Origin of the sequence: Novosphingobium sp. (assembly GCF_031424035.1) — a bacterium.
Lineage (GTDB): Bacteria > Pseudomonadota > Alphaproteobacteria > Sphingomonadales > Sphingomonadaceae > Novosphingobium.
On record NZ_JANPGP010000038.1, the window covers coordinates 1 to 20,603 of the forward strand.

General features: G+C 64.8%; 23 protein-coding genes. 14 read left to right on the forward strand and 9 right to left on the reverse strand.

Features of this window, described 5'->3' with window-relative positions; genetic code table 11:
- The first annotated feature begins 154 nt into the window (after positions 1 to 154).
- Positions 155 to 1,381 carry an MFS transporter gene (locus tag RMO89_RS05605; protein WP_310531743.1) on the forward strand — a complete coding sequence of 409 codons (1,227 nt, stop codon included), beginning with the start codon at positions 155 to 157 and terminating at the stop codon, positions 1,379 to 1,381.
- On the opposite strand, the gene RMO89_RS05610 is transcribed toward RMO89_RS05605, so the two are convergent.
- A complete protein-coding gene (locus RMO89_RS05610) occupies positions 1,372 to 2,886 on the reverse strand; it encodes a replicative DNA helicase (RefSeq protein ID WP_310531744.1) in 1,515 nt (504 codons plus the stop codon). The two genes, RMO89_RS05605 and RMO89_RS05610, sit on opposite strands and share 10 nt — an antisense overlap.
- Positions 2,887 to 3,006: 120 nt before the next feature.
- Here RMO89_RS05610 and RMO89_RS05615 point away from each other — a divergent pair, with 120 nt between their 5' ends.
- The 5 genes from RMO89_RS05615 to RMO89_RS05635 all read left to right on the forward strand — a co-directional run bounded on the left by RMO89_RS05615 (position 3,007) and on the right by RMO89_RS05635 (position 6,735).
- Positions 3,007 to 3,492: a UPF0262 family protein gene (locus RMO89_RS05615; protein ID WP_310531745.1), complete on the forward strand. Its 486-nt coding sequence runs from the start codon at positions 3,007 to 3,009 to the stop codon at positions 3,490 to 3,492.
- Positions 3,493 to 3,516: 24 nt separating this feature from the next.
- Complete coding sequence (locus tag RMO89_RS05620) at positions 3,517 to 4,215, forward strand: glycoside hydrolase family 25 protein (protein ID WP_310531746.1); 699 nt, start codon at positions 3,517 to 3,519, stop codon at positions 4,213 to 4,215.
- A gap of 9 nt (positions 4,216 to 4,224) precedes the next feature.
- Positions 4,225 to 4,650 (forward strand): cytidine deaminase, encoded by a 426-nt coding sequence (locus RMO89_RS05625; protein ID WP_310531747.1) that lies wholly within the window; start codon positions 4,225 to 4,227, stop codon positions 4,648 to 4,650.
- Positions 4,651 to 4,710: 60 nt separating this feature from the next.
- Positions 4,711 to 5,601, forward strand: a complete 891-nt coding sequence (locus RMO89_RS05630) for an SDR family oxidoreductase (RefSeq protein ID WP_310531748.1) — start codon at positions 4,711 to 4,713, stop codon at positions 5,599 to 5,601.
- A gap of 105 nt (positions 5,602 to 5,706) precedes the next feature.
- Positions 5,707 to 6,735, forward strand: a complete 1,029-nt coding sequence (locus RMO89_RS05635) for a hypothetical protein (protein ID WP_310531749.1) — start codon at positions 5,707 to 5,709, stop codon at positions 6,733 to 6,735.
- A gap of 447 nt (positions 6,736 to 7,182) precedes the next feature.
- Here the strand turns inward: RMO89_RS05635 and RMO89_RS05640 are convergent, their stop codons facing one another.
- From RMO89_RS05640 to RMO89_RS05650, 3 genes are all read right to left on the reverse strand, one after another.
- Positions 7,183 to 8,319 carry a M14-type cytosolic carboxypeptidase gene (locus RMO89_RS05640; protein ID WP_310531751.1) on the reverse strand — a complete coding sequence of 379 codons (1,137 nt, stop codon included), beginning with the start codon at positions 8,317 to 8,319 and terminating at the stop codon, positions 7,183 to 7,185.
- Positions 8,320 to 8,514: 195 nt separating this feature from the next.
- Positions 8,515 to 9,108 carry a DUF4136 domain-containing protein gene (locus RMO89_RS05645; RefSeq protein WP_310531752.1) on the reverse strand — a complete coding sequence of 198 codons (594 nt, stop codon included), beginning with the start codon at positions 9,106 to 9,108 and terminating at the stop codon, positions 8,515 to 8,517.
- A 56-nt stretch (positions 9,109 to 9,164) separates the two neighbouring features.
- Positions 9,165 to 9,896 carry a hypothetical protein gene (locus tag RMO89_RS05650; protein ID WP_310531753.1) on the reverse strand — a complete coding sequence of 244 codons (732 nt, stop codon included), beginning with the start codon at positions 9,894 to 9,896 and terminating at the stop codon, positions 9,165 to 9,167.
- A gap of 149 nt (positions 9,897 to 10,045) precedes the next feature.
- Between RMO89_RS05650 and RMO89_RS05655 the strand changes: the two genes are divergently transcribed.
- Complete coding sequence (locus tag RMO89_RS05655; protein ID WP_310531754.1) at positions 10,046 to 11,245, forward strand: DUF418 domain-containing protein; 1,200 nt, start codon at positions 10,046 to 10,048, stop codon at positions 11,243 to 11,245.
- 49 nt (positions 11,246 to 11,294) lie between these two features.
- Positions 11,295 to 12,311, forward strand: a complete 1,017-nt coding sequence (gene galE, locus RMO89_RS05660; RefSeq protein ID WP_310531756.1) for a UDP-glucose 4-epimerase GalE — start codon at positions 11,295 to 11,297, stop codon at positions 12,309 to 12,311.
- A 22-nt stretch (positions 12,312 to 12,333) separates the two neighbouring features.
- Here the strand turns inward: galE and RMO89_RS05665 are convergent, their stop codons facing one another.
- The 3 genes from RMO89_RS05665 to RMO89_RS05675 are packed head-to-tail and all read right to left on the reverse strand — an operon-like array spanning position 12,334 to position 15,433.
- Positions 12,334 to 13,713 (reverse strand): hypothetical protein, encoded by a 1,380-nt coding sequence (locus RMO89_RS05665; RefSeq protein ID WP_310531758.1) that lies wholly within the window; start codon positions 13,711 to 13,713, stop codon positions 12,334 to 12,336.
- The gene (locus RMO89_RS05670; RefSeq protein WP_310531759.1) at positions 13,713 to 14,711 is read right to left on the reverse strand and encodes a glycosyltransferase family 2 protein; all 999 of its coding nucleotides are present in this window, start codon (positions 14,709 to 14,711) and stop codon (positions 13,713 to 13,715) included. Before RMO89_RS05670 ends, RMO89_RS05665 begins: the two co-directional genes overlap by 1 nt.
- Positions 14,708 to 15,433 carry a class I SAM-dependent methyltransferase gene (locus tag RMO89_RS05675; protein WP_310531761.1) on the reverse strand — a complete coding sequence of 242 codons (726 nt, stop codon included), beginning with the start codon at positions 15,431 to 15,433 and terminating at the stop codon, positions 14,708 to 14,710. Before RMO89_RS05675 ends, RMO89_RS05670 begins: the two co-directional genes overlap by 4 nt.
- Before the next feature lie 197 nt (positions 15,434 to 15,630).
- On the opposite strand from RMO89_RS05675, the gene RMO89_RS05680 reads away from it, so the two are divergent.
- The 4 genes from RMO89_RS05680 to RMO89_RS05695 all read left to right on the forward strand — a co-directional run bounded on the left by RMO89_RS05680 (position 15,631) and on the right by RMO89_RS05695 (position 18,327).
- A complete protein-coding gene (locus RMO89_RS05680; protein ID WP_310531762.1) occupies positions 15,631 to 15,990 on the forward strand; it encodes an EamA family transporter in 360 nt (119 codons plus the stop codon).
- Positions 15,983 to 17,362 carry a DUF2142 domain-containing protein gene (locus tag RMO89_RS05685; protein ID WP_310531764.1) on the forward strand — a complete coding sequence of 460 codons (1,380 nt, stop codon included), beginning with the start codon at positions 15,983 to 15,985 and terminating at the stop codon, positions 17,360 to 17,362. Before RMO89_RS05680 ends, RMO89_RS05685 begins: the two co-directional genes overlap by 8 nt.
- A 120-nt stretch (positions 17,363 to 17,482) precedes the next feature.
- Complete coding sequence (ykgO, locus tag RMO89_RS05690) at positions 17,483 to 17,608, forward strand: type B 50S ribosomal protein L36 (RefSeq protein ID WP_004210176.1); 126 nt, start codon at positions 17,483 to 17,485, stop codon at positions 17,606 to 17,608.
- Between the two features lie 74 nt (positions 17,609 to 17,682).
- On the forward strand, positions 17,683 to 18,327 hold the full coding sequence (locus RMO89_RS05695; RefSeq protein ID WP_310531765.1) for an HAD family phosphatase: 645 nt from the start codon (positions 17,683 to 17,685) through the stop codon (positions 18,325 to 18,327).
- A gap of 64 nt (positions 18,328 to 18,391) precedes the next feature.
- On the opposite strand, the gene RMO89_RS05700 is transcribed toward RMO89_RS05695, so the two are convergent.
- A complete protein-coding gene (locus RMO89_RS05700; protein WP_310531766.1) occupies positions 18,392 to 18,712 on the reverse strand; it encodes a CC_3452 family protein in 321 nt (106 codons plus the stop codon).
- Between the two features lie 141 nt (positions 18,713 to 18,853).
- Between RMO89_RS05700 and RMO89_RS05705 the strand changes: the two genes are divergently transcribed.
- On the forward strand, positions 18,854 to 19,378 hold the full coding sequence (locus tag RMO89_RS05705) for a helix-turn-helix domain-containing protein (RefSeq protein ID WP_310531767.1): 525 nt from the start codon (positions 18,854 to 18,856) through the stop codon (positions 19,376 to 19,378).
- A gap of 10 nt (positions 19,379 to 19,388) precedes the next feature.
- The gene (locus tag RMO89_RS05710; RefSeq protein WP_310531768.1) at positions 19,389 to 20,066 is read left to right on the forward strand and encodes a peptidylprolyl isomerase; all 678 of its coding nucleotides are present in this window, start codon (positions 19,389 to 19,391) and stop codon (positions 20,064 to 20,066) included.
- On the opposite strand, the gene RMO89_RS05715 is transcribed toward RMO89_RS05710, so the two are convergent.
- Positions 20,063 to 20,374: a DUF1905 domain-containing protein gene (locus tag RMO89_RS05715; RefSeq protein WP_310531770.1), complete on the reverse strand. Its 312-nt coding sequence runs from the start codon at positions 20,372 to 20,374 to the stop codon at positions 20,063 to 20,065. The two genes, RMO89_RS05710 and RMO89_RS05715, sit on opposite strands and share 4 nt — an antisense overlap.
- Positions 20,375 to 20,603 lie beyond the last annotated feature (229 nt).

A 20,603-nucleotide genomic window follows, 5' to 3' on the forward strand; every position in this document is an offset into this window, starting at 1 on the left:
TCTTCAACGGTAACGCGCGCCATGGGGGCACTCCAGCAAACGAGAATCTCGGAAAGGCCGGCAGCTAGTAACGCGGGGGCGAAAAGTCAAGGAAATCGCTTGCCGCCCTGCCAGCACCCGCCAATATCGCCGCATAACGACGGACGGGGATGAGATGATCGAGCAAGGCGAATTCCGCCGCAACTGGCGGCCCTTGGCGGGTGCCTTCCTTGGCATCGGCACGGCGCTGTCGCTGAATTCCTTCATCCTCTCGATCTTCGCGCCCTATTTCCTCAAGGAATTCGGCTGGACGAAGGAAGAATGGTCGTGGGTTTCGACCGTGCAACTGCTGGTTATCTTCTCGATTCCGGTCTCGGGCCGTCTGGCCGACCGGTTCGGCGTCTGGCGCATCGCTGCGATCGGGGCGATCAGCTTTCCGTTGTTTCTCGTCGCCATCGCGCTGATGGACGGCAGCCTGACGACCTATTTCTGGCTCTACGTTGCCCAGACCCTCGTCTGCTCGACCACCACCTCGACGGTCTACACCCGGGTGGTCGCGCAGACTTTCACGAAAAACCGGGGGCTGGCCATGGGCCTCGCAGGGGCCAGCGCGCCGCTGTTCGGAGCGCTGGCAGCGCCGTTGGTCAGCGAATTCGTGCGGACGCAAGGGTTCACGGCCGGCTACCTTCTGGTCGCTGCCTTCTGCCTCGTTGGCGCCGTGGCGACGCTGTGGCTGCTGTGGGGGGTCGAGCAGCGCCGGCCTGAAAGCGAACGCGCCCGCCGGGGCGAAGGCTGGCGCGATTACCGAGCGATCATTTCTACCCCGGCGTTCTGGGTCATGCTGCTGGCGACATACCTCGTAAACCTGCCGTTTGCCCTCGCGACGACCCAGACCAAGCTGCTGGCCGCCGAACAGGGGCTGGGCGATGCGTCGGCGGCGCTGATGATCTCGGCGCTGGGCCTGTCCTCGGTCGCGGGGCGCTTCATCTTCGGCGCGGCAGTTGACCGCCTCTCGCCGCCGCGCGTTGCGGCCTTCGGCTTTGCCCTGCCGGCCATCGGCCTGTTGCTTCTCGCCTCGCCGTTTGACGGGATGCCGGTGGTCTTCGTCGCGTTCATGCTGATCGGGCTGGCTTTCGGCAGCGAGGCGGACGTCATCCCGGTGCTGGTCGTGCGCCAGTTCGGTATCCGCCTGTTCGGCACCGTGCTTGGCCTGCTGACCGCAGCGATGGGCGCGGCGATGGGCGGCGGACATGCAATGGTGGCACTGGTCCAACGCGCGACTGGCAGCTTCGACGCGTTTCTCTACATCGCGGCGGGCGCTTCACTGGTTGGCAGCGCGATGTTCCTGCTGCTCCACCGGGGGCGGTTTGCTCCCTCCGTGGAAGTGCCGCTTCACTCGTAGCTGTAGGACTGGTCCGCCAGCTCTTCGGGCGCGAGGTCGGAGAAGCGGGTGATCCGCGCTTCGAAGCGCAGCCGCACCTTGCCGGTGGCGCCGTGGCGCTGTTTGGCGACGATCAGTTCGGCAAGTCCGGTGACCTGCTCCATCTTCTGGACCCACTTTTCCCACTTGTCGCGCACGTCGGGCGTATCGCCATCGGCGGGCATCTTGGGCTCGGTCATCTTCATGTAGTAGTCTTCGCGGAAGACGAACCAGACCATGTCGGCGTCCTGCTCGATCGAGCCTGATTCGCGAAGGTCGGACAGCATCGGCTTCTTGTCCTCGCGGCTTTCGACCGCGCGGCTAAGCTGTGACAGTGCGATCACCGGCAGGTGCAGCTCCTTGGCCAGCGTCTTGAGGCCGCGGCTGATTTCAGAGATTTCATTGACGCGGTTGTCGCTGGCGCGGCCGGTGCCCTGCAGCAGTTGCAGGTAGTCGACGATGATCATGCCGATGTTGTGCTTGCGCTTCAGGCGGCGGGCACGGGCGCGGAGCGCAGCGATGGTCAGCGCCGGGGTATCGTCGATGAACAGCGGCAATTCGGCGAGCCGCTGGCTGGCGAAAGACAGCTGCTGGAAGTCCTCGCGGCTGATCCGGCCGGTGCGCAGAGATTCAGAACTGATGCCCGAGTTTTCTGCAAGGATACGGGTGGCGAGCTGGTCGGCGCTCATTTCCAGGCTGAAGAAGGCGACGGCCGAGCCGACCGAGGCGCTCTCTTCGATCCCCGCCTGAATGTCGGTCAGCAGGCGATTGGCGGCGTTGAAGGCAATGTTGGTGGCGAGCGAGGTCTTGCCCATGCCCGGACGGCCGGCAAGGATGATAAGGTCGGAATCGTGCAAGCCGCCGATGCGCTCATTGATCGAGGTGAAGCCGGTGGTCTTGCCAGCGATATGCCCGCCGGAGTTCAGCGCCTTTTCGATCGCGGTGATGGCGACGCGGGTGGCATCGCCGAAGCTGGAGGCTTGGCTCTGGCTCGATGCCCCTTCGGCCACGGCATAAAGCGCGGCTTCGGCCAGATTGATCTGTTCGAGCGGATCGACGCTTTCCGACGTATCCATCGCCTTGGTAACGAGGTCGCGCCCGACCGTGACCAGTTCGCGCAGCAGCGCCAGTTCATAGATCTGCTCGGCCAGTTCCTTGGGCGCGAGCAGGCCCTGCCCATCAGCTGTGAGCCGCGCGAGATAGGTGACGCCGCCGACCGCCTTCAGCGCTTCGTCCGCCTCGAAATAGGGGCGCAGCGTGACGGGCGTGACTACGGCCTTGCGGTCCAGCAATTGCACGACACGCTCGTAAATGCGGGCGTGGATCGGCTCGAAGAAGTGGTCGGGGCGCAGCGGTGTCGCCAGTTCCTCGATCACGCGGTTATCGATCAGCACCGCGCCCAGAAACGCGGCCTCGGCCTCGAGATTCGAGGGCAGGGTGCGGATGGGGGTTTCGTCGGGACGCAGGGGAATCGCTTGTTCGGCCATGGAACAGGGCAATGCGCGCAGACCCCGCGCGCCGCAAGGGGGGCAGCGATGGTCTGCCTTGTGGATAGCGGGGATGGTTATTCCCTTGCCCGCAATTGCTGCGTCTGCGAAATAATCACAATGGCCGCACCGCGCATCTCTGCGATCGATTTTGACGAAAGCTCGCTCGTGCGCCGCAGCGACGAGATCGAGCAGGAGCGCCGGGTCGCGATGTTCGACCTGATCGAGGACAACGTGTTCAAGCCAATCCGCTCTTTCGCGGCAGGGCACGAAGGGCCTTATCGGCTGCTGATGGCGGTGCATGACGGTCGGCTGCAGCTTGACGTATTTGCCGATGGCGGCACCGAACTGCTCGAAAGTTTCATGCTGGGCATGGCGAAATTCCGGCGGCCGGTGCGCGAATATTATTCGATCTGTGAAAGCTACAACAAGGCCGTGCGCCGCGCCTCGCCGCACGAGATCGAGACGATCGACATGGCCCGTCGCGGCGTGCACGACCGGGCGGCGGAAATGCTGCTCGAAAGGCTCGATGGCAAGGTCGAGACCGACTTCGCCACGGCACGCCGGCTCTTTACCTTGATCTGCGTCCTCCATATCAGGGCATGACACGGGAACCGGGACGCATCTGAAATGGCTAAAAAGGGAGCGAGCCGCTGGCGGCTGCGATTCGCCGCGCTGGCAATTCTGCTCGCGCTGGCGGGCGGTGCCGCGCTGTGGTGGCATTTGCGCGGCTGGCAGCCTTCGCGTCAGCAGTGGCCGGTGCAGGGAATCGAGGTCGGCGCTGAGGACGGCACGATCGACTGGACCGCGATGAAGACCATCGGCGTCGATTTTGCCTATGTCGATGCCTCGGCCAGCGTCTTTGCCCGCGATGCCAATTTCACCGCCAATCTTGAAGGTGCGCGCGCCGTGGGTATGCAGGTTGGCGCGGTGCACGAATATGATCCGTGCCAGCCGGCGGACAAGCAGGCGGCGAACTTCGTCACGGTCGTCCCGCGCGATTCGCGGCTGCTGCCCAGCGCCGTCTCGCTTGACCGGCTGGCTGAGAACTGCCCCGGCAAGGTGACCGAGGCGGGTGTCGAGAGCGAGCTCACCACCTTCCTCAACCAGGTCGAGACCCATACCGGCAAGCCGGTGATCCTGAAGCTCAGCGCGCAGTTCCAGGACCGTTACCGCGTGGCTTCGGCGGTAAACCGCAACCTTTGGCTGGTCCGGACGAGGCTCGAACCAGACTATGCCGGCCGGCCGTGGACGCTGTGGACGGCCAATGGCGGGCTCCAGACCGAAGCCACGGAAAAGCCGCTTCGCTGGCTGGCCGTCCAGCGCTAGGGTGGCGTGATGATTGACCGCGATACCCTGATCGAAGCCGCGCGCTCTGCAGCCACCCGCGCCTATGCGCCCTATTCGAACTTCCATGTCGGCGCGGCGCTGGCCTTTGCCGATGGCTCGGTGCTGACCGGCGCCAATGTCGAGAACGCCAGCTACGGCATGACGCTGTGTGCCGAGACAGTCGCCGTTGGCAAGGCGCTATCCGAAGACTGGCGCGGGCAGCTTGAGGCCGTCGCGGTGATCGGCGGCAAGGCGGGGGCAGTCGGTTCCGGCGATCCCGTTACCCCCTGTGGTCGCTGCCGCCAGATGCTCAACGAACTCGCCTCACTTGGCGGCAATGACCCGCTCGTGTGGTGCGCCGGGGAGGCCGAAGTGCTCGAAATGCGGCTGTCGGACTTGCTTCCACACGCATTCGGGCCGGGGGCTCTTGAATAGCGACGACTTCCAAAGCACAATGAAACCCGAACGTCGCATTAAGCGGCGCCGGGAGAAGGCATGACCGACATCGCAGGCAAGGCCGCCGTGGTCACGGGCGGCGGATCGGGCATCGGCATGGGTCTGGCGAAGGAGCTTGGCCGCCAGGGCGCCCGCGTCGCCGTCGCCGATATCCAGCTCGCCAAGGCCGAGGCGGTCGCCGCAGCCATCCGCGATGCCGGGGGCGAGGCGATTGCCATTGCCTGCGACGTCACCGAACGCGCCTCGATCAACGCCATGCGCGATGCCGCCATCGCCGCGCTCGGCCCGGTCAGTCTGGTCTTCGCCAATGCCGGCGCAACCAGCTTCACCCCGCTTGTCGACATGACCGACGCCGACGTTGACTGGATCGTCCAGGTCAACCTGATGGGCGTGATGAACAGCACCCGCGCCTTTCTCCCCGGCATGATCGCGGCGGGCGGCGGACACATCTGCGCCACTTCTTCGATGGCCGGGCTGCTGCCCGGCTGGATGCCGGTCCACGTGCCCTATTCGGCGGCGAAGATGGGCATCATCGGCATGATGATGAACCTCGCCATCGAACTGCGACCCCACAATGTCTTCACCACCATCTACTGCCCCGGCGGCGTGGCATCAGGCATGAAGGCCAACAACGGCGCTTACCGGCCTGACAAGTTCGGCGGACCCGAGCCTGTCGCCGAAGTCCAGTTTTCCGGCACCGACAAGACGCACAGCTCGATGGCCTTCTTCCTCCCCGAAGACGTCGCGCCGATGGTGCTGAACGCGGTCAGCGACAATCGCCCCTTCGTTTTCGATCACGCCGACCAGCGCCGCCTCTTTGCCGAAACCTACGCCTCGGTGGTCGAGGCTTGCTACGACGACCTTGACCAATGGCACGCCCGCCACGGCGTTCCGCAAGGCAATCCGACGGGTGCCGACCTGATCGACTAGGTGTCGTCCTTTATCCTGCCGTTAACCATTCAAGCCTAAACGAAAATCCGAAATCCGGCGCTCTTGCCGGGGGTGCTCCTGTAGGCAGGACTGGCAAGCCAACGCATGATCCGGACGAAGACAACGCTGATCGTCGGGGCCGGTGCGAGCCAGGAAATCCACTTGCCCTCCAGCCTCGAGGTGCTTGAACGCTCCGCCTCGGCTTACGACTTCTACCGCTTTGGCGGTGAGCAGATGACCAAGGATTCGTCGGTGCTGCTGCGCCACCTGAACAAGCTGGCCGAACGCCCGGGCAACAGCCTGGAAAAGCTTTATGAAGCCACCGAGCGCCTGCGCATCTCTGCCCGGATGAGCAAGATGATCGACAGCGTGATCGAACAGAACGACGACAATCCGCTCGTCACACTGACCGGCAAGCTCGCCATCGCGCACTTCATCTGCCAGGGCGAGGCGCGGTCCAACCTTCGCCCCGCGCCCAAGAACCCCGGTGAACTGCCGCTGCAGGCCGGCGATTTCTGGCTGCTCGAACTGGGCAAGCTGATGACCACCGGCGTGCCGCGCAGCAAGGTCCATCAGTGCTTCGAGAACCTGTCGATCATCTCGTTCAATTACGATCGGTCGATCGAACATTTCCTGCCCTACGTGCTGATCACCGCCTATGGCATGACCCTGCCCGAGGCACAGCGCACGGTCTCCGAACACCTCAAGATCGTCCACCCCTATGGCACGATCGGCCGCCTGCCATGGCAAAAGGGTGAAGGCGCCGACGTTGAATGGGGCAACGAAAACCCCTGGAACATGATCAACCTCGTCCACAACATCCGCACGCCCGGCGAGCTGGCGCGCGATAACCGGGCCATGATGGAACTGCGCAACGCGATGCTCAAATCGCAGCGGCTGGTGTTCACCGGCTTTGGCTATCACCCGCAGAACATCGACTTGCTGGTCGATTCCACCTTCTCGCACAACCCGGAGGTGCTCTGCGGCATCCACGGGCTGACCGGCCCGGCGCAGACCACGGTGGTGCGCATGATGCGCCGCAAGCTGAACCTCGACAAGGACGACCGCCTGATGGTGATCAACGCCAAGTGCTTCGACCTGTTCCGCGACTACGGGATGATGCTGGAAAGCTGATCCACTTGCGTCAAATGCAAGTTGACGAAACACATCCGCAGTGCTGCGCGTGAATTTGTCATAAGGCGAGGCCCAGATGCGCAAAAGCCGCGCTGGTGGCGCGGCTTTAGGGAGAGCATTGCTGATGCGGAGCGCGCTCATCGCGCGGTCGCTGGTCGGTGGGGCATGAGGGCGAGGATCGCAGATCAGGCCCGTGTAGGAAAGGCTTCACTTGGCTGGGACAATCTCCGGCGCCCGATGCCGGACACCCCAAACCCAACCCGTCACCCCCGCGAAGGCGGGGGTCCATCCGCACTTGCGTAAAAGGGCGAGGTCAGTGCGACCGGCAACAGCCGATGGATCCCCGCCTTCGCGGGGATGACGAGGGGTATTGCGGGGATGACGAGGGGTATTGCGCCGATGACGGGCGGTATTGCGCCGATGACGGGGGTCGAATTCGGGCGAGGGTCAGGGCCTGGAGAGCACCCATTCCCCCAGCGCCGCCATGCAATCCCGCCCCAGCAGCGCTGACCTCTCCGGGCTCCAGCCCTGAGCTGCACAGGGCAGATCGTCGTTGTCCTTGAACGGCATTTCCAGCGTCATCGATACCGCGCCGTAACGCTCGGCGAGCTGGTTGGTTGACATCGTCAGGTTGGCCTTGCCCGCCGGGGCCTTGGGATAGCCATGGCGGGTCTGGAAATCGGGGGTGCGGCGCTCAAGGATGGCCTTGTAGCGGTCAAGCGCCTCGACCTGTCCGGGCTTCATGCCCGGGATGCCCTCAAAGCCGGCGATGAACACGTGGGGGATTGCCTCGTCGCCGTGAACGTCCATCGCCACATCGACGCCGGTTTCGTCCATGGCATGGCGGATCGCCAGCACTTCGGGCGAGCGTTCCGCCGTGGGTTCGTGCCATTCGCGGTTGAGGTTCACGCCCACTGCGTTGGTCCGCAGATGCCCACGCCGTGACCCGTCGGGGCAGAGGTTCGGCACGACATGCAGCGTGCACTTCTGGCGCAGGGTGCGGCCCCAGGGATCGGCGGGATCGGTCAGGCATTCCAGCGCGCCTGCCATCCACCATTCGGCCATGGTTTCGCCGGGATGCTGGCGGGCATAGAGCCAGACCTGCAAGGGGCCTTCGCCCATGTCGAGGCAGTCGATCGGCTGGCCATCGAGGCTGGTGCCGAGCGTGCGGTGAGTGACGCCGTCCATCAGCGCGGCGCGGGCAATCAGGTCGTGGTGGCGCTCCATCGAATAAGGCGCGAAATAGGCAAACCAGGCGAAGTCGCCCGCGGGCGTGTGGCCGATGGTCAGGGTGCCCCCATCTTCGCCGGCGTCCCAGCTGGTGTCGGTGCGGCCCCAGAACTCGCGGTCCTCGGAAAAGGCGGCGCGGTAATTCGGCCAGCCGCCGGGATAGGCGCTCTTGCCCAGCCCGGTGATCTTGAGTTCGAGCGCGCGCCCTTTTGCGCCGGAAACGCGGAAGTGGAACCACTGGAAGAATTCGCTGTCCTTGTCCTGCCGGATGGCAAGGCGGGCGGTGTTGCCGTCGATGGACAGGACTTCGATGTTCCCGGAATCAAAGTCCGAGTGAATCTGGATGTTGGTCATGGAGGCAGACTAGGCGTGGGGGGCGGGGTGGTGCAAGTTTGGTTCGCGCAAAGGCCGCAAAGAGCGCGAAGAGGTCGTGCGAGCCAAAGGCTCCTCCTGAAGTTCAAAGCTTGCGGCTGGATCGCTGCTGGAAGATGGAGGCGGCTTGCGCCGCAAGCGCATACTCTTTGCGGTCTCTGCGCGAACCCTGAACCCTTACTTCACCAAAACCGTCTCACCCGAATTGCCGGGGAAGCCCGCAAACAGCGCAGCGGCCATCATTGGTGCGCCAAGCTGGGTCGAGGCGAGCGGTGAGCTGGCCTTTACCGTGAAGCTGGCGCGGCCTTCCCACAGGACCTTGTCGGTCTTGCGGTCGCGGATCGCCACGGCCAGTTCGGTTTCGATCTGCTCTGGCGGCGGGCCGGACAGGTTGAGCCCGATGCCTACACCCAGCCCCGAGCCATAGGAGCCGGTCGATCCGCCGACGCCCACGCTCACCGGGCCGCCGCCGCTGCGGGCGGGCTGGAAACGCTGGCGGGCAAGGCGGACGATGGCCACCTGGCCGCCGCTGCCGGCTGCTGCATCGCCGTAACCCAGCCGCTGCAATTCGGTCCGCACCGCGCCCATGAAGCTTTGCACTTCAAGCGAATTGCCGTCTGTACCGGTGCCGGGTTCAACCGCGATATTGCCCTTGGCCAGCAGAGACGTGTCGGGAACGTGGAAACGGGTAACCTCGATCGGGCCGGTCGGCGCGATGCAGCCGGTGACCAGCGCCAGAAGGCCAAGCGGGGCGAGCAATTTCAAGCGCATGGGTGCTAAACTCCTGTGCTGCCGAAGTTGCTCCCGGCGCGGCCGCTTTGCAAGCATCACCGCTGCGAAAGGTGCGTTTCGCCGGGCTTGCCGGGGAACTTGTCAAACAGGGCGCCGGCCAGCTTGGTTGCCACCGCGCCTTCGGTCCACTTGTCGCTGCCGTCGCGGCTGATCATGTCGGCGCGGCCTTCCCACAGGGTCTTGCCGCTGGCGACGTCCTTGATTCGCGCTTCAAGCCGGGTCGAGACGAGCGCCTTGCGCGGCTTTGACAGGTCGATGTTCAGCCCCAGACCCATCATCGTGCCGCGATTGGAAACGCCGACTTCCATTTCGCCACTGACCGGGTTGCGCTTGCCTTCCTCGGGCATCACGACATCGCGGGTGACGCGCAATTCGACGACTTGTCCGGCGGCGGCGGCAGTGGTGGCGGTCTGATAGCCAAGGCTGGCCAGCCGGTCATCGACCGCGGCGGCATAGGGGCGCAGTTCGCTGTCCGCAAAGCCGGAGCCCGAGGGCGAGGGGATGGAAACCGCGCTGCCCTTTCCCAGCAATTCGGCGCCGCCATCTTCTGCGACGAAGCGCGTCACTTCGACCTTGCCTTCGGCCGGGCCGCTGTTGCTGCGCAGGCGCTGGTCCGATGGCCAGCGGTTGGCATAAGGATCGTCACGCCATCCTGTACCCATGCCCATGCCCATGCCAAAGCCCGGGCGGGCAGCCGCCGGGGCGGCGAGACCGCCCAGCACGATGGCGATCAGCGCGGCACGGGTTGCGGGGTGGCGATTGGTCATCCGGGGAGGCTCCTGAGGCAAGGTGGGGAAGGCCTAGCCCCCTTGCGCTAGGCGGTGCAATCTTTCCGCCGGATGAACCGCAGGTCACCACGCTTGTCGCATTGCGGTTACAGGAGTAACCTTATGCCATAAACAGGCGGGGAATGGGCATGGCTACGCAGGGGAAGGCGGTCGCTGACGCGACTGCTGGCAGCGATCGCATTGAAATCCTTGATGCCTTGCGCGGGTTCGCGCTGCTCGGCATTCTGATCGCCAACCTGCCGGTGTTCACCGGGTGGTACATGATGCCGCCCGATCGGCAGGCCGCCATGGCCGGTCCGGGCGCGGCACTGCTTTATGACCAGCTCATCAAGTTCTTCGTCGACGGCAAGTTCTACACCATTTTCTCGCTGCTGTTCGGCATCGGTTTCACGTTGCAGCTCGACCGGCTGGAAAAGCGCGGCGCGGCGGGGATCGCGGTGTTTCGCCGCCGGATGCTGGTGCTGCTGGCAATCGGCTTCGTCCATATGTGCTTCGTCTGGCAAGGCGATATCCTGACTCTTTACGCCGCACTCGGCCTGTTGCTGCCGCTGTTCCGGCCGTGGAAGGAGCGGTCACTGCTGATCCTGTCGGTAGTCCTGCTGGCCCTGCCGCTGGTGCTGGTGCCGCTTTGCGCCTGGGCAGGCATCGACCTTGGTCACTGGCTCGAGGAGATCGGCTTGCAGATCGTTCAGGCGGTTGGCGGACCCTTGCTCGGTTCGCCTATCGATTACATGGAAAGCCGCGACTGGAGCGCCTTTGCCGCCTGGCAATTGTCGGGCCTGCCGTTCCGCATCGAGCATCTGCTGGTGACATGGCGCATTCCCAAGGTGCTTGGCATCATGCTGCTGGGCATGGTGCTAGGCCGCCGCCTGATCGCGGGAACGCTGCTGACGGATCGCAAGCTGCTGCTGCGCGCGCTGGTGTTCGGCCTGCTGATCGGAATACCCGCCAGCCTCGTCTTTGCGCTCGATCCGAAGGTCTATCAGGAACACTGGTCGTCCGTCCTCGGCACGGTGCCGCTGGCGCTGGCCTATGCCGCCGGTTTCGTGCTCGCATGGCCCAAGGCGAAGGGCGTACTCGGCGTCATGGCGCCGGTGGGGCGCATGGCGCTGACCAATTACCTCACCCACACGCTGCTGGGCGTGCTGATGCTCGGGGTGTTTTTCGGCATCGCTGGCAAGCTCGGGCCGTTGGAGACCACGCTGGTCGCGCTGCCAATCATCGTGTTCCAGATCGTCTTTTCGCGCTGGTGGCTGGCGCGACACGATCAGGGCCCGATGGAGCGGCTGTGGCGCTGGGGAACCTATGGCTCGGTAAAGACACGGTAATCGTTTGGCGCTAGGAGTCTGCAGGCCAATCGCTGGCTGAAGGAGTCGCATGTCCCCGGTCCCCTCTCATAAAACCGTACCTGTTCTCGTTACTGGGGGCGCCGGCTATATCGGCAGCCACGCCGTGCTCGCCTTGCTTGATGCGGGCTGGCCGGTCGCGGTGATTGACAACCTGACCACCGGCTTCCGCTTTGCCGTGCCCGATGGCGTGCCGTTCTATGAAGGCGATATCGAGGACGCCGACCTCCTCGCGCGCATCTTTGCCGAACAGGGCACGCAAGCGATCATGCATTTCGCCGGGTCGATCATCGTGCCGGAATCGGTTGAGAACCCGCTCAAGTATTATCACAACAACACCGCGAAGAGCCGCGCGCTGGTCGCAGCAGCCGTCACCGCCGGGGTGCCGCACTTCATCTTCAGCTCCACCGCCGCGACCTATGGCGAGCCGGAGGTTTCCCCCGTTCGCGAGGATTGCCCGCAGATCCCGATCAATCCCTATGGCATGTCCAAGCTGATGACCGAGGTCATGCTCAAGGACACCGCCGCTGCCCATCCGATCAACTACTGCGCCCTGCGCTACTTCAACGTGGCCGGGGCCGATCCGCAGGCGCGTTCGGGCCAGTCGACCGCCGGAGCCACGCACCTGATCAAGGTTGCAGTCGAAGCCGCGCTCGGCAAACGCGGCCATGTCGGTGTGTTCGGCACCGATTTCGACACGCCCGACGGCACCGGCGTGCGCGATTACATCCACGTTTCCGACCTCGCCGCCGCGCATGTGCTGGCACTCGCAGCACTGATTGCCGAGCCGAAGCGTTCGCTGACGATGAACTGCGGCTATGGCCGGGGCTTCTCGGTGATGGAAGTGCTCGACGCGGTCGACCGGGTGACGAACCTGACCATCGAACGCCAGATGCAGCCGCGCCGCGCCGGCGATCCCGCCGCGCTGGTCTCGGACAATTCGCGGATCAAGGCGACCTTGCCGTGGGTGCCCAAACACGCCGAGCTTGATACCATCGTCGCCCATGCGCTGGCGTGGGAGCGCAAGCTGGCGGACCTGCGCGACTAGTTCAGCCTGATTCCCTGGCTGGCTACTGGGCCATCCCGGCAATCGAGCGCTTTTCGCGTTCTTCCCAATGTCCGTCGCAATATTCCGGATCGGCTGGCCCGGCCACCTCGGGGCAGCGCGGTGATCCCGGAGCAAGGTTGACCGTCCAGCCGCTTGGCCAGCCTTCCAGCTTGTAAGTGGGGTCCGCGCGCCACTTGGCCACTTCGTCGGCCCATTTCGGCCCCTCGGTCATCTCTGCCTTCGGGCCGGAGAAGAATGCCACCGCGACGACGACTTCGATGGCCACCAGCGCGCTGAACAGGCGCGAGCCGAGCCCGCGTGTGGTGCTGGCCAGGGCGATCAGCGACAGGCCGACCAGCACGTTCGGGACAAATGAATAGCGCTCACCAACCAGCGGCAGCAGCATCGCCGCCGGCGTGGCAATCGCACCAAAATAGCTGACGCAGGCGAGCAGCAGGCCGGGGATGACCAGCCAGGCCGCCGGCTGCCGCCAGTGCCGCAAGGCGAAGACGATCAGCGCGCCGAACAACAGCACACTCGCCAGCACGACCGTCAGCCCGACACCGCCCGTGGGCAATTGCTGGAAGATGGCAAAACCGGCGTCCTTGGCAGCAAAGGGTCCGGCCAGCGGCAGCACCGCCTGCCGCACCAGCAGCAGGGCGGAGAGCATGGCCGGATCGAAGCTGTGGCCGCGCACCATGACCGGATAATAGAACACCAGCATCTGCACCGCCGCGCCGATGCCCAGGGCAAAGACCTGCGCCCAGCGGCCGCGCGTGCGTTCGATCAGCGCCTTCAGTCCGAAGAACGGCAGGAAGACAATCGCCGCCGGTCCGCACAGCGGGGCAAGGGCGAGGATGGCGAGATAGAGCGCCCGCCCGCGCCGGCTCTCCGGCACCTTGCAGGCCAGCGCCAGCGCCACGCAAAGCGTCAAGTGGAACTGGCTGTGCAGCGAATGCAGCCACACCTCATGCGCCATCGGTGCGGCGGCGATCAGCGCCAGTGCAGCCGGCTTGGCGAGGCGCGGTGCCAGCCAGGCATCGCGCGCGGTGATGATCAGCACGGCCGGCAGCATCTGGAAGGCCAGCGCGATCAGCGAGGTCACCCAGGGCGCAGCCTCAAGCGGGATCACTCCCCAGCCAACCAGTTGCCGCGCCAGCAAGGTGCCGCCCGAGGCAATGACGTTGATATAGCCGCCGAGCGGATGGAACAGCGCCTCCCACCATTCCATGTGCCAGGCATAGGCAAAGAAATAACTGCCTTCCTCGCCAAAGAAGCGGCCCTGCAGCAGGACGTTGGGTATGCGCAGGATCACGACAGTCGCGAACAGGGCGAGCAGCATGCCCTTGCCCAGCAGCGGGGCCTCGGGGTTCTTGGCCATGGCTGGATTATCGTTGGCCATCAGCGCTCGCCCGGTTGCCGGACGGTATGGCCGAGCAGCGGGCCTATCGGCTCGGACGGGGCGCTGGCGATGTCATAGCCGATGAAGGCCAGCATGAATTGCAGCCCCATCAGGATCGGCAGGACCGCCAGCATGACCGTGCCGATGGGGGTGGCAACTCCCGCCTGCATGTTGATGATCCAGGTTGTCCCGCCAAACAGCAGGCCGAACAGCAGCATCAGCGATCCCACCACCAGTTCGATCGAGGCGACCGAGAAATCGCGCAGGAAATAGCTGTAGGTGATGCGCTTGAAGGTGTTCACCGTATGACGGCCGAAGAAGTGCGGCACCATCTTCACCGGATTGAGGCTGGAATTCTCGCCATCGTATACCGCGCGCATCGGCAGGTCGATCACGCGGGCGCGCAGCGTGCCGAGGCGGAACAGCATGTCGCTTTCGAAGAAATAGCGCCGCGCGATCTTGTCGAACGGCAGGTACGCCGCCACCCGCGCATCGATCGCTACATAGCCGTTGTTGGGATCGAACAATTGCCAGTACCCGGTCGACAGCTTGGTCATGAACGACAACGCCAGATTGCCCAGCAAGCGGCCTCGAGGCATGCCGCGCGCGTCTTCAGGGCTGAAGAAGCGGTTGCCCTTCACATAATCGGCGCGGCCTGCGGCAATCGGTGCGGTGAACAGCGGGATCAGCGCCGGGTCCATCTGCCCGTCACCGTCGATCTTGATGATGATGTCGGCCCCGTCCGCCAACGCCGCGCGCATGCCGGTCAGCACCGCACCGCCCACGCCCTGATTGGCATCGTGGCGCAGCACCTGCACGCGCGGGTCGGCGCAGTCGGCAGCAATCCGGTCGCCCGACTGTTCCGGGCAGCAATCGTCGACCGCATAGATCGCGCTGCATTCCGGCCCGATCCGGGCGATCACGCCCAGCACCTTGTCGGCCACGCGGTAGCACGGCAGCACTGCGGCAATACGCAGGCCGGATGCCGCGCCCGTCATACGACGGCGTTCATGCAGTAGATCAGGTTGAAATCGGGCGAGGCGAAGCCCAGCGGCCACCATGCTTCCTTGCGGTTGGGCAAGTGATAGCGGAGGAGCTGGCGCAGGTTGTAGATCGAATTCACATGCTCGCGCGCCATGTAATAGTCGTAGTCGAGGCCGGCTGCCTGCGCGCGGCGGCGCGGGCCGAAGTGACGGCCCAGCCGCCATGCCAGACCCGGATCGCACGGCAGGATGAGGGACAGCGTGCCGCCGGGTTTCAGCACCCGCACCCATTCGGCCAGAGCCAGATGCGGCTCGGGAATATGTTCGAGCACGTGGGTCGCGATCAGCCGGTCAAAGGTGCCATCGGCAAAGGGCAGGGCCCCGCCTTCGAGCCGTTGCAGTTCCACCCCTTCACGCAAAGGCCGGCGCGCCGCTGCGGCGATCAGATCGGCGTTCATGTCGGAGGCAATGTAGGAATCGAACCTGTGGCGGATGGATTGCAGGTGCACCATGGTGCCGGCCCCCACCTCAAGCACCTTGCCGAAATGGCGATCCGGGCCGAAATCGCGCTCCAACAGCGCGTGGCTGCGCATCAGGACCGATCCGGCCATATTGGCATCGTAATTGGACTGGTCGTAATTGCCCGCCCAGGCAGCCGTCATCGCCCCGAAATCGGGAAGCGGGACGAAGCCGTTCCTTGTTGTTCCTGAGGACTGTTCGCCCTTCGCGTCGCTCACCTTGCGCTTCCGCTTTCCCGCCTGCCAACCATGGCCCGGGCATCTACCTGTTTGGTTAACTTTCTGCAAATGCGCGAGACCTTTTGGACCGCGCCGGCCCTGCTGGTTGGGGCTAAGTCCGCCGGGCCTATCGACTTGGTGCTCGGCATGAGCCATCAGCGCGAAGCACCGCAGACGGCAAAAATGAGGGCCAGAGCATGACGAACAACCAAGTGGCGGCGCTGCTCGGCATTTCGGCACTGCTGGCGGCAGGGCAAACGCTGTTCAAGTTCGCCGCGATGAGGCTGAAAGGCGCTGGCGAGGCGAGTTCGAACCTTTTTGGCCTCGCCTTGATCCCCAGCTTCTGGCTCGCGCTGGTGCTTTATGGCCTCGGCACCCTGCTGTGGATTTATATCCTGCAGACCGTGCCGCTCAGCCGGGCCTATCCGTTCATGGCCCTGGCCTTTGTCATGGTGCCGCTGCTCGCCGTGCTGTTGTTCTCCGAGCGGCTCAACCTGACCTATGCCTTTGGCGCGCTGCTGATCGTTGCTGGCGTGGTGGTAACCGCACGTGCCTGAGAAAGAACGGGCGCAGGGGGAAAGCCACCGGCTGGCCTTCCGGTTTTACGTCCTGTTCGCACCGCTGCTCTACCTGTTGTTCGCGCTGCTGACTCCGCCGTTCCAGACCCCTGACGAGCAGCAACACCTCTACCGCGCCTATCAACTGAGCACGCTGCAACTGTTTGGTGAGCGCAGCGGCACTATGTCCGGCGGGCACCTTCCTCCAGGCCTCGCCGTGGCCGCCGCGAAGGAACTGCGGACGGTGCAGTTGCATGATCGCAAGCTGGTTCACGCCTCAAGCTGGGCCGATCATTTCACCCGCGCCACGCCGATCGGGCAGGGCGAGCCGGCGGTGTTCACCAACTTCCTCGGCTCGGCATCCTATTCGCCGGCGGGCTATGTGCCGCAGGTCGTGGCGGTGTGGATCGGCCGGGCGCTTGACCTGCCGGTGGAATGGATCGTGCGGCTGGGGCGGGTGTTCAATGCCGCACTGGCCTTTGCGCTGCTTTGTGCGGCGTTCCGGGCCTTGCCGGTGGGACGCCCGGTCCTGTTGGTGGTCGGCCTGCTGCCGATGACCGCCGCCTGCGCCGGATCGTTCGGGCAGGACGGGCTGATCATCGGCGCCTCCGCGTGGATCGCCGCGCTGAGCCTGCGGGCGCTGCTGGCCGGATCGTGGACCAACAGTGACGGACGACGACTGGCTGTGCTCGCCGCGGCGGTGACGCTCGCCAAGTTCGTCTATCTGCCGCTGGCAGGATTGGCGTTGTTCCTGCGCGATTCCGGTGGACGCCTCCGCCTTGCCCGCGCGTCGATGGTTGCCATTGCGGTGGCCGGGGTGGCGGTGACCGCCTGGGTTCTGCTCAACACCGGACTGGTCGTCCCGGGGACACCCGACCTGCCGTCCCCCGGCACGCAACTGGCCTATGTGCTGGCGCACCCTTCCGCTTTTCCCACGGCGCTGGCGAACCGGTTCAGCGGCGCCGGGCTGGATGAGCTGGTCAATACCCTGTTCCTGTTCGGCTGGCTCAATGTCGGTCCGGTCTATCTGGCGATGTGGGCGAGTGCGTTGGCGCTGGTGCTGGCGATTGCCCAAGGCGATGCCTTGTCCGCGCGGCTGAGACCCGGCTGGCGGGTTTGGGCGGCGCTGGTCTCCATCGGGATCGTCCTCGCGATCTGCCTGATCATGTACCTCGCCGCATCGCCGCTCGGCGCGCGGATGCTCTATGGGGTGCAAGGGCGCTACCTGATCCCGCTGATCCTGCCGCTGGGTCTGGCAGTCATTCCCCGCCAACGGCGCGGCGATGCCTTGCTGGTCAAGGCGGCGGCGGGGCTGATGGTCTTCGCCTGTGTCATCGCACTTAACGACATCTGCAAGGCCTTCTATATCTAGCTTTCGGGCGTTGAAGACCTTGACTCGGCTGCGACCCGCCACTAACGGCGCTGCTTCCAATTTCGCGGGTTCATGCTCGCACCAACCAGATTCGCGGGCTCGACCGCACCCGAGGAAACCATGAAGATTCGCAACAGCCTCAAGTCGCTCAAGGGCCGCCACCGGGACAACCGCGTGATTCGCCGCCGTGGCCGCACCTATGTGATCAACAAGACCAACCGCCGCTTCAAGGCGCGCCAGGGTTAATTCCCTGCGGGTCGGGGGCATCCCCGGCCGGTTCGTCAACGGCCCGCCTCCCAGCCGGAGCGCGGGCCGCTGTCATGTCTGGAGTGCGTGAATTGTCTGGTCATCCCGCACCTGTCAAAGCGGTCGTCTTCGATGTTGGCCGCGTCCTGTTCGAATGGGACCTGCGCTACCTTTTCGCCAAGTTGATTGCCGATCCGGCGGAGCTGGAATGGTTCTGCACCACGGTTGTCACGCCCGAATGGCACTTCCAGCATGACGAGGGCGTGCCGCTGTCGGTCATGGTGCCGGCGCGCAAGGTGGAATATCCGGGCCACGCCCACCTGATAGACGCCTATGCCGCGCGCTTTGGCGAATCGATCCCCGGGCCGGTCCCCGGCTCGATCGAGATCGTCGATGAACTGGCCGCGCGCGGCGTGCCGCTGTTCGCCATCACCAATTTCGGCGCCGAATTCTGGCCCGACTTCCGCGCGCGCGAACCGGTATTCCGGCACTTCCACGATGTCGTCGTCTCAGGCGACGAGAAGCTCGCGAAGCCTGATCCCGCAATCTACCACCTCGCCGAACGCCGCTTCGGCGTGCCGCGCGAAGCCATGCTGTTCATTGACGACAACGCCGCCAACATTGCGTCGGCGGCGCGTCTGGGGTGGCAGGTCCACCACTTCACCGGGGGGGCAGAGAGGCTCGCGGCGGACCTGCGGTCTAGGGGTTTGATCGGGTAAGAGTCCTTGTGGGAGCGGGAGCGGGCCGGTGCCGCATCCAGCCGTCAGGCTGGACAAAAGCCAATTATTTCCCGTTGCACTTGGCCAGATCGTCGGCCGAGAATTCCTTGGCGCCCGATGCAAAGCGCGACACTTCGCCGAATTCCTTCGCCACGCGCTGGCAGGTGAGCACCGGGCGGCCGCCGGAGTTGGCCGCCGTGCAGCGATCGCCCGCGCACTTCCACAGGACATCGCCCAGGATCTGCTGCTTCGGCGCGGCAAGCGGCTGGGCGAGTGTGGCGACATTGCCGCCGCTGGCCGCAAAGGCCGGGGCAGCGGCAAACGAAGCGGCGGCGACATGGGCGAAAATGGCAAGCGGGATTGCCCGCGAAAGCACGGTCTTCATCTCGGTTCTCCTGTTGCAATCGCGTCCGGGGAGGAGCGCGCAGATTTAAGTTGCGAATCGATACCTATAATGGTTAGTTGCGATATGCAACCCATTTCCGACAATATTTCCCTTGCGGCCGACAACGCGATACACAGCCCTATGGGCAAAGTGCGCGAACAGCTCGACGATCAGGATTGCGGACTTCCGCTAGCGCTTGAGGCGATGGGCGATCGCTGGTGCTTCATGATCCTGCGCGCCGCATTGAACGGCGTTCACCACTTCGAGGATTTCCTCAGCGCCACCGGCATCGCGCGCAACATCCTGTCCAACCGCCTGCTGCGGCTGGTGGAAAGCGGCATCCTTCAACGCCAGCAGATGGAGGACGATCGCCGCAAGGTGCTCTACCGGCTGACTGACAAGGGGATGGACCTGCTCCCCGCCATGCTCGCGCTGCGCCAGTGGGGCGAGAAGTATGGCCTGGGCGTGCCGTCGAACCCGGTGCTGGTCGACAAGCGCGATTGCCTGCCGATCCAGCCGATCGCCGTTCACGCCCACGATGGCCGCGTGCTGGCGAAAGAAGACCTGCAGTGGCTCGACAAGGCGAACCTCGGCAAGCCCGAGCAGCCATGTTCGGGACCATCGGAAGCCGACCTGCCCGGTTGGCGGGGCGACATGCTCTGCTAGGATAAGGCGCATGAACCGCCGATTCGTCCTCATCGCCGCGCCGCTCCTGCTGGCGCTCACCGCTGCCGCCCCGGCCAAGCGCCGCGCTCCGCCTCCGCCGCCTCCGATCGCTGACTATGTGACGATCAACCTCGTCACCACGCTCGGCACGATCCAGATCGAACTCGATCACAAGCACGCGCCGCTGACCACCGAGAACATCCTGCGCTACGTCGATCAGCGCCGGCTCGACAATTCCTCGTTCTACCGCTCGATGCGCCTTGCCTGGGGCACGCCGCCCAATGGGCTGATTCAGGGCGGGGTGCAGATGGACCCCAAGCGCACACTGAAGCCGGTGGCACACGAACCGACCACGCAGACGGGCCTCAAGCACAAGGCCGGCGCAGTCAGCCTCGCGCGCAATGCACCGGGCACCGGCATGGCCGAATTCTCGATCCTGCTGTCCGATCTCGAATCGCTCGACGCCGATCCGAAGGGCACGACGCCCGATGCTCAGGCCGGTTTTGCGGTGTTCGGCAAGGTCACCAGCGGCATGGACGTGGTCCGCAAGATCTGGGATTCGCCGCTCAGTGCCACGAAAGGGCAGGGCTCGATGAAAGGCTCGATGATCGACGTGCCGGTGAAGATCCTCACCGTGCGGCGAGCAGCGGTTGCGCCGGTGCCTGCGCCAGCCCTGCCAAAGCCCTAAAGCTCCAGCACCACCGTCACTGCGTCGCCCTCGCCGATCCCCTCGGCCTTGCGGACGGCTGCCTTCACCGGCAGCATCCAGCCCTCGCTTTTCGACGGGAAGACCGAGGTGCGAAAGGCGCTGTCACCAATCGTTGCGAGCACCTTGAGCGACCCAAATCCGCGCGACAGCCCTTCCAACCGCCGCATCAGCGCCGTGGCCGACAGCGCCTCGCCCGCCTCGCCATCGATGGTGAGGAAATGCCAGGAGCCGCCGTTGCCCCCGGTCCAGCGCCAGAGAGGGCCGGTGTGAGTGATGTGTTCAGACATTTTGATTCACGCGGAGGCGCGGAGGCGCGGAGAAGGAAAAAAGGAAGCGATGCTCGCGCAAAGACCGCAAAGGTCGCAAAGAGTGTTGCGCTTGCGGCGAAGCCGCCTTTAATCCGGCAAGCTCTCCACCTGTTGCTGCAATTGCCTGCGGCGCATGAACCTTTGCGACCTTTGCGGTCTCTGCGCGAGAAACCCTCTTCTTCTCCGCGCCTTCGCGCCTTCGCGTGAA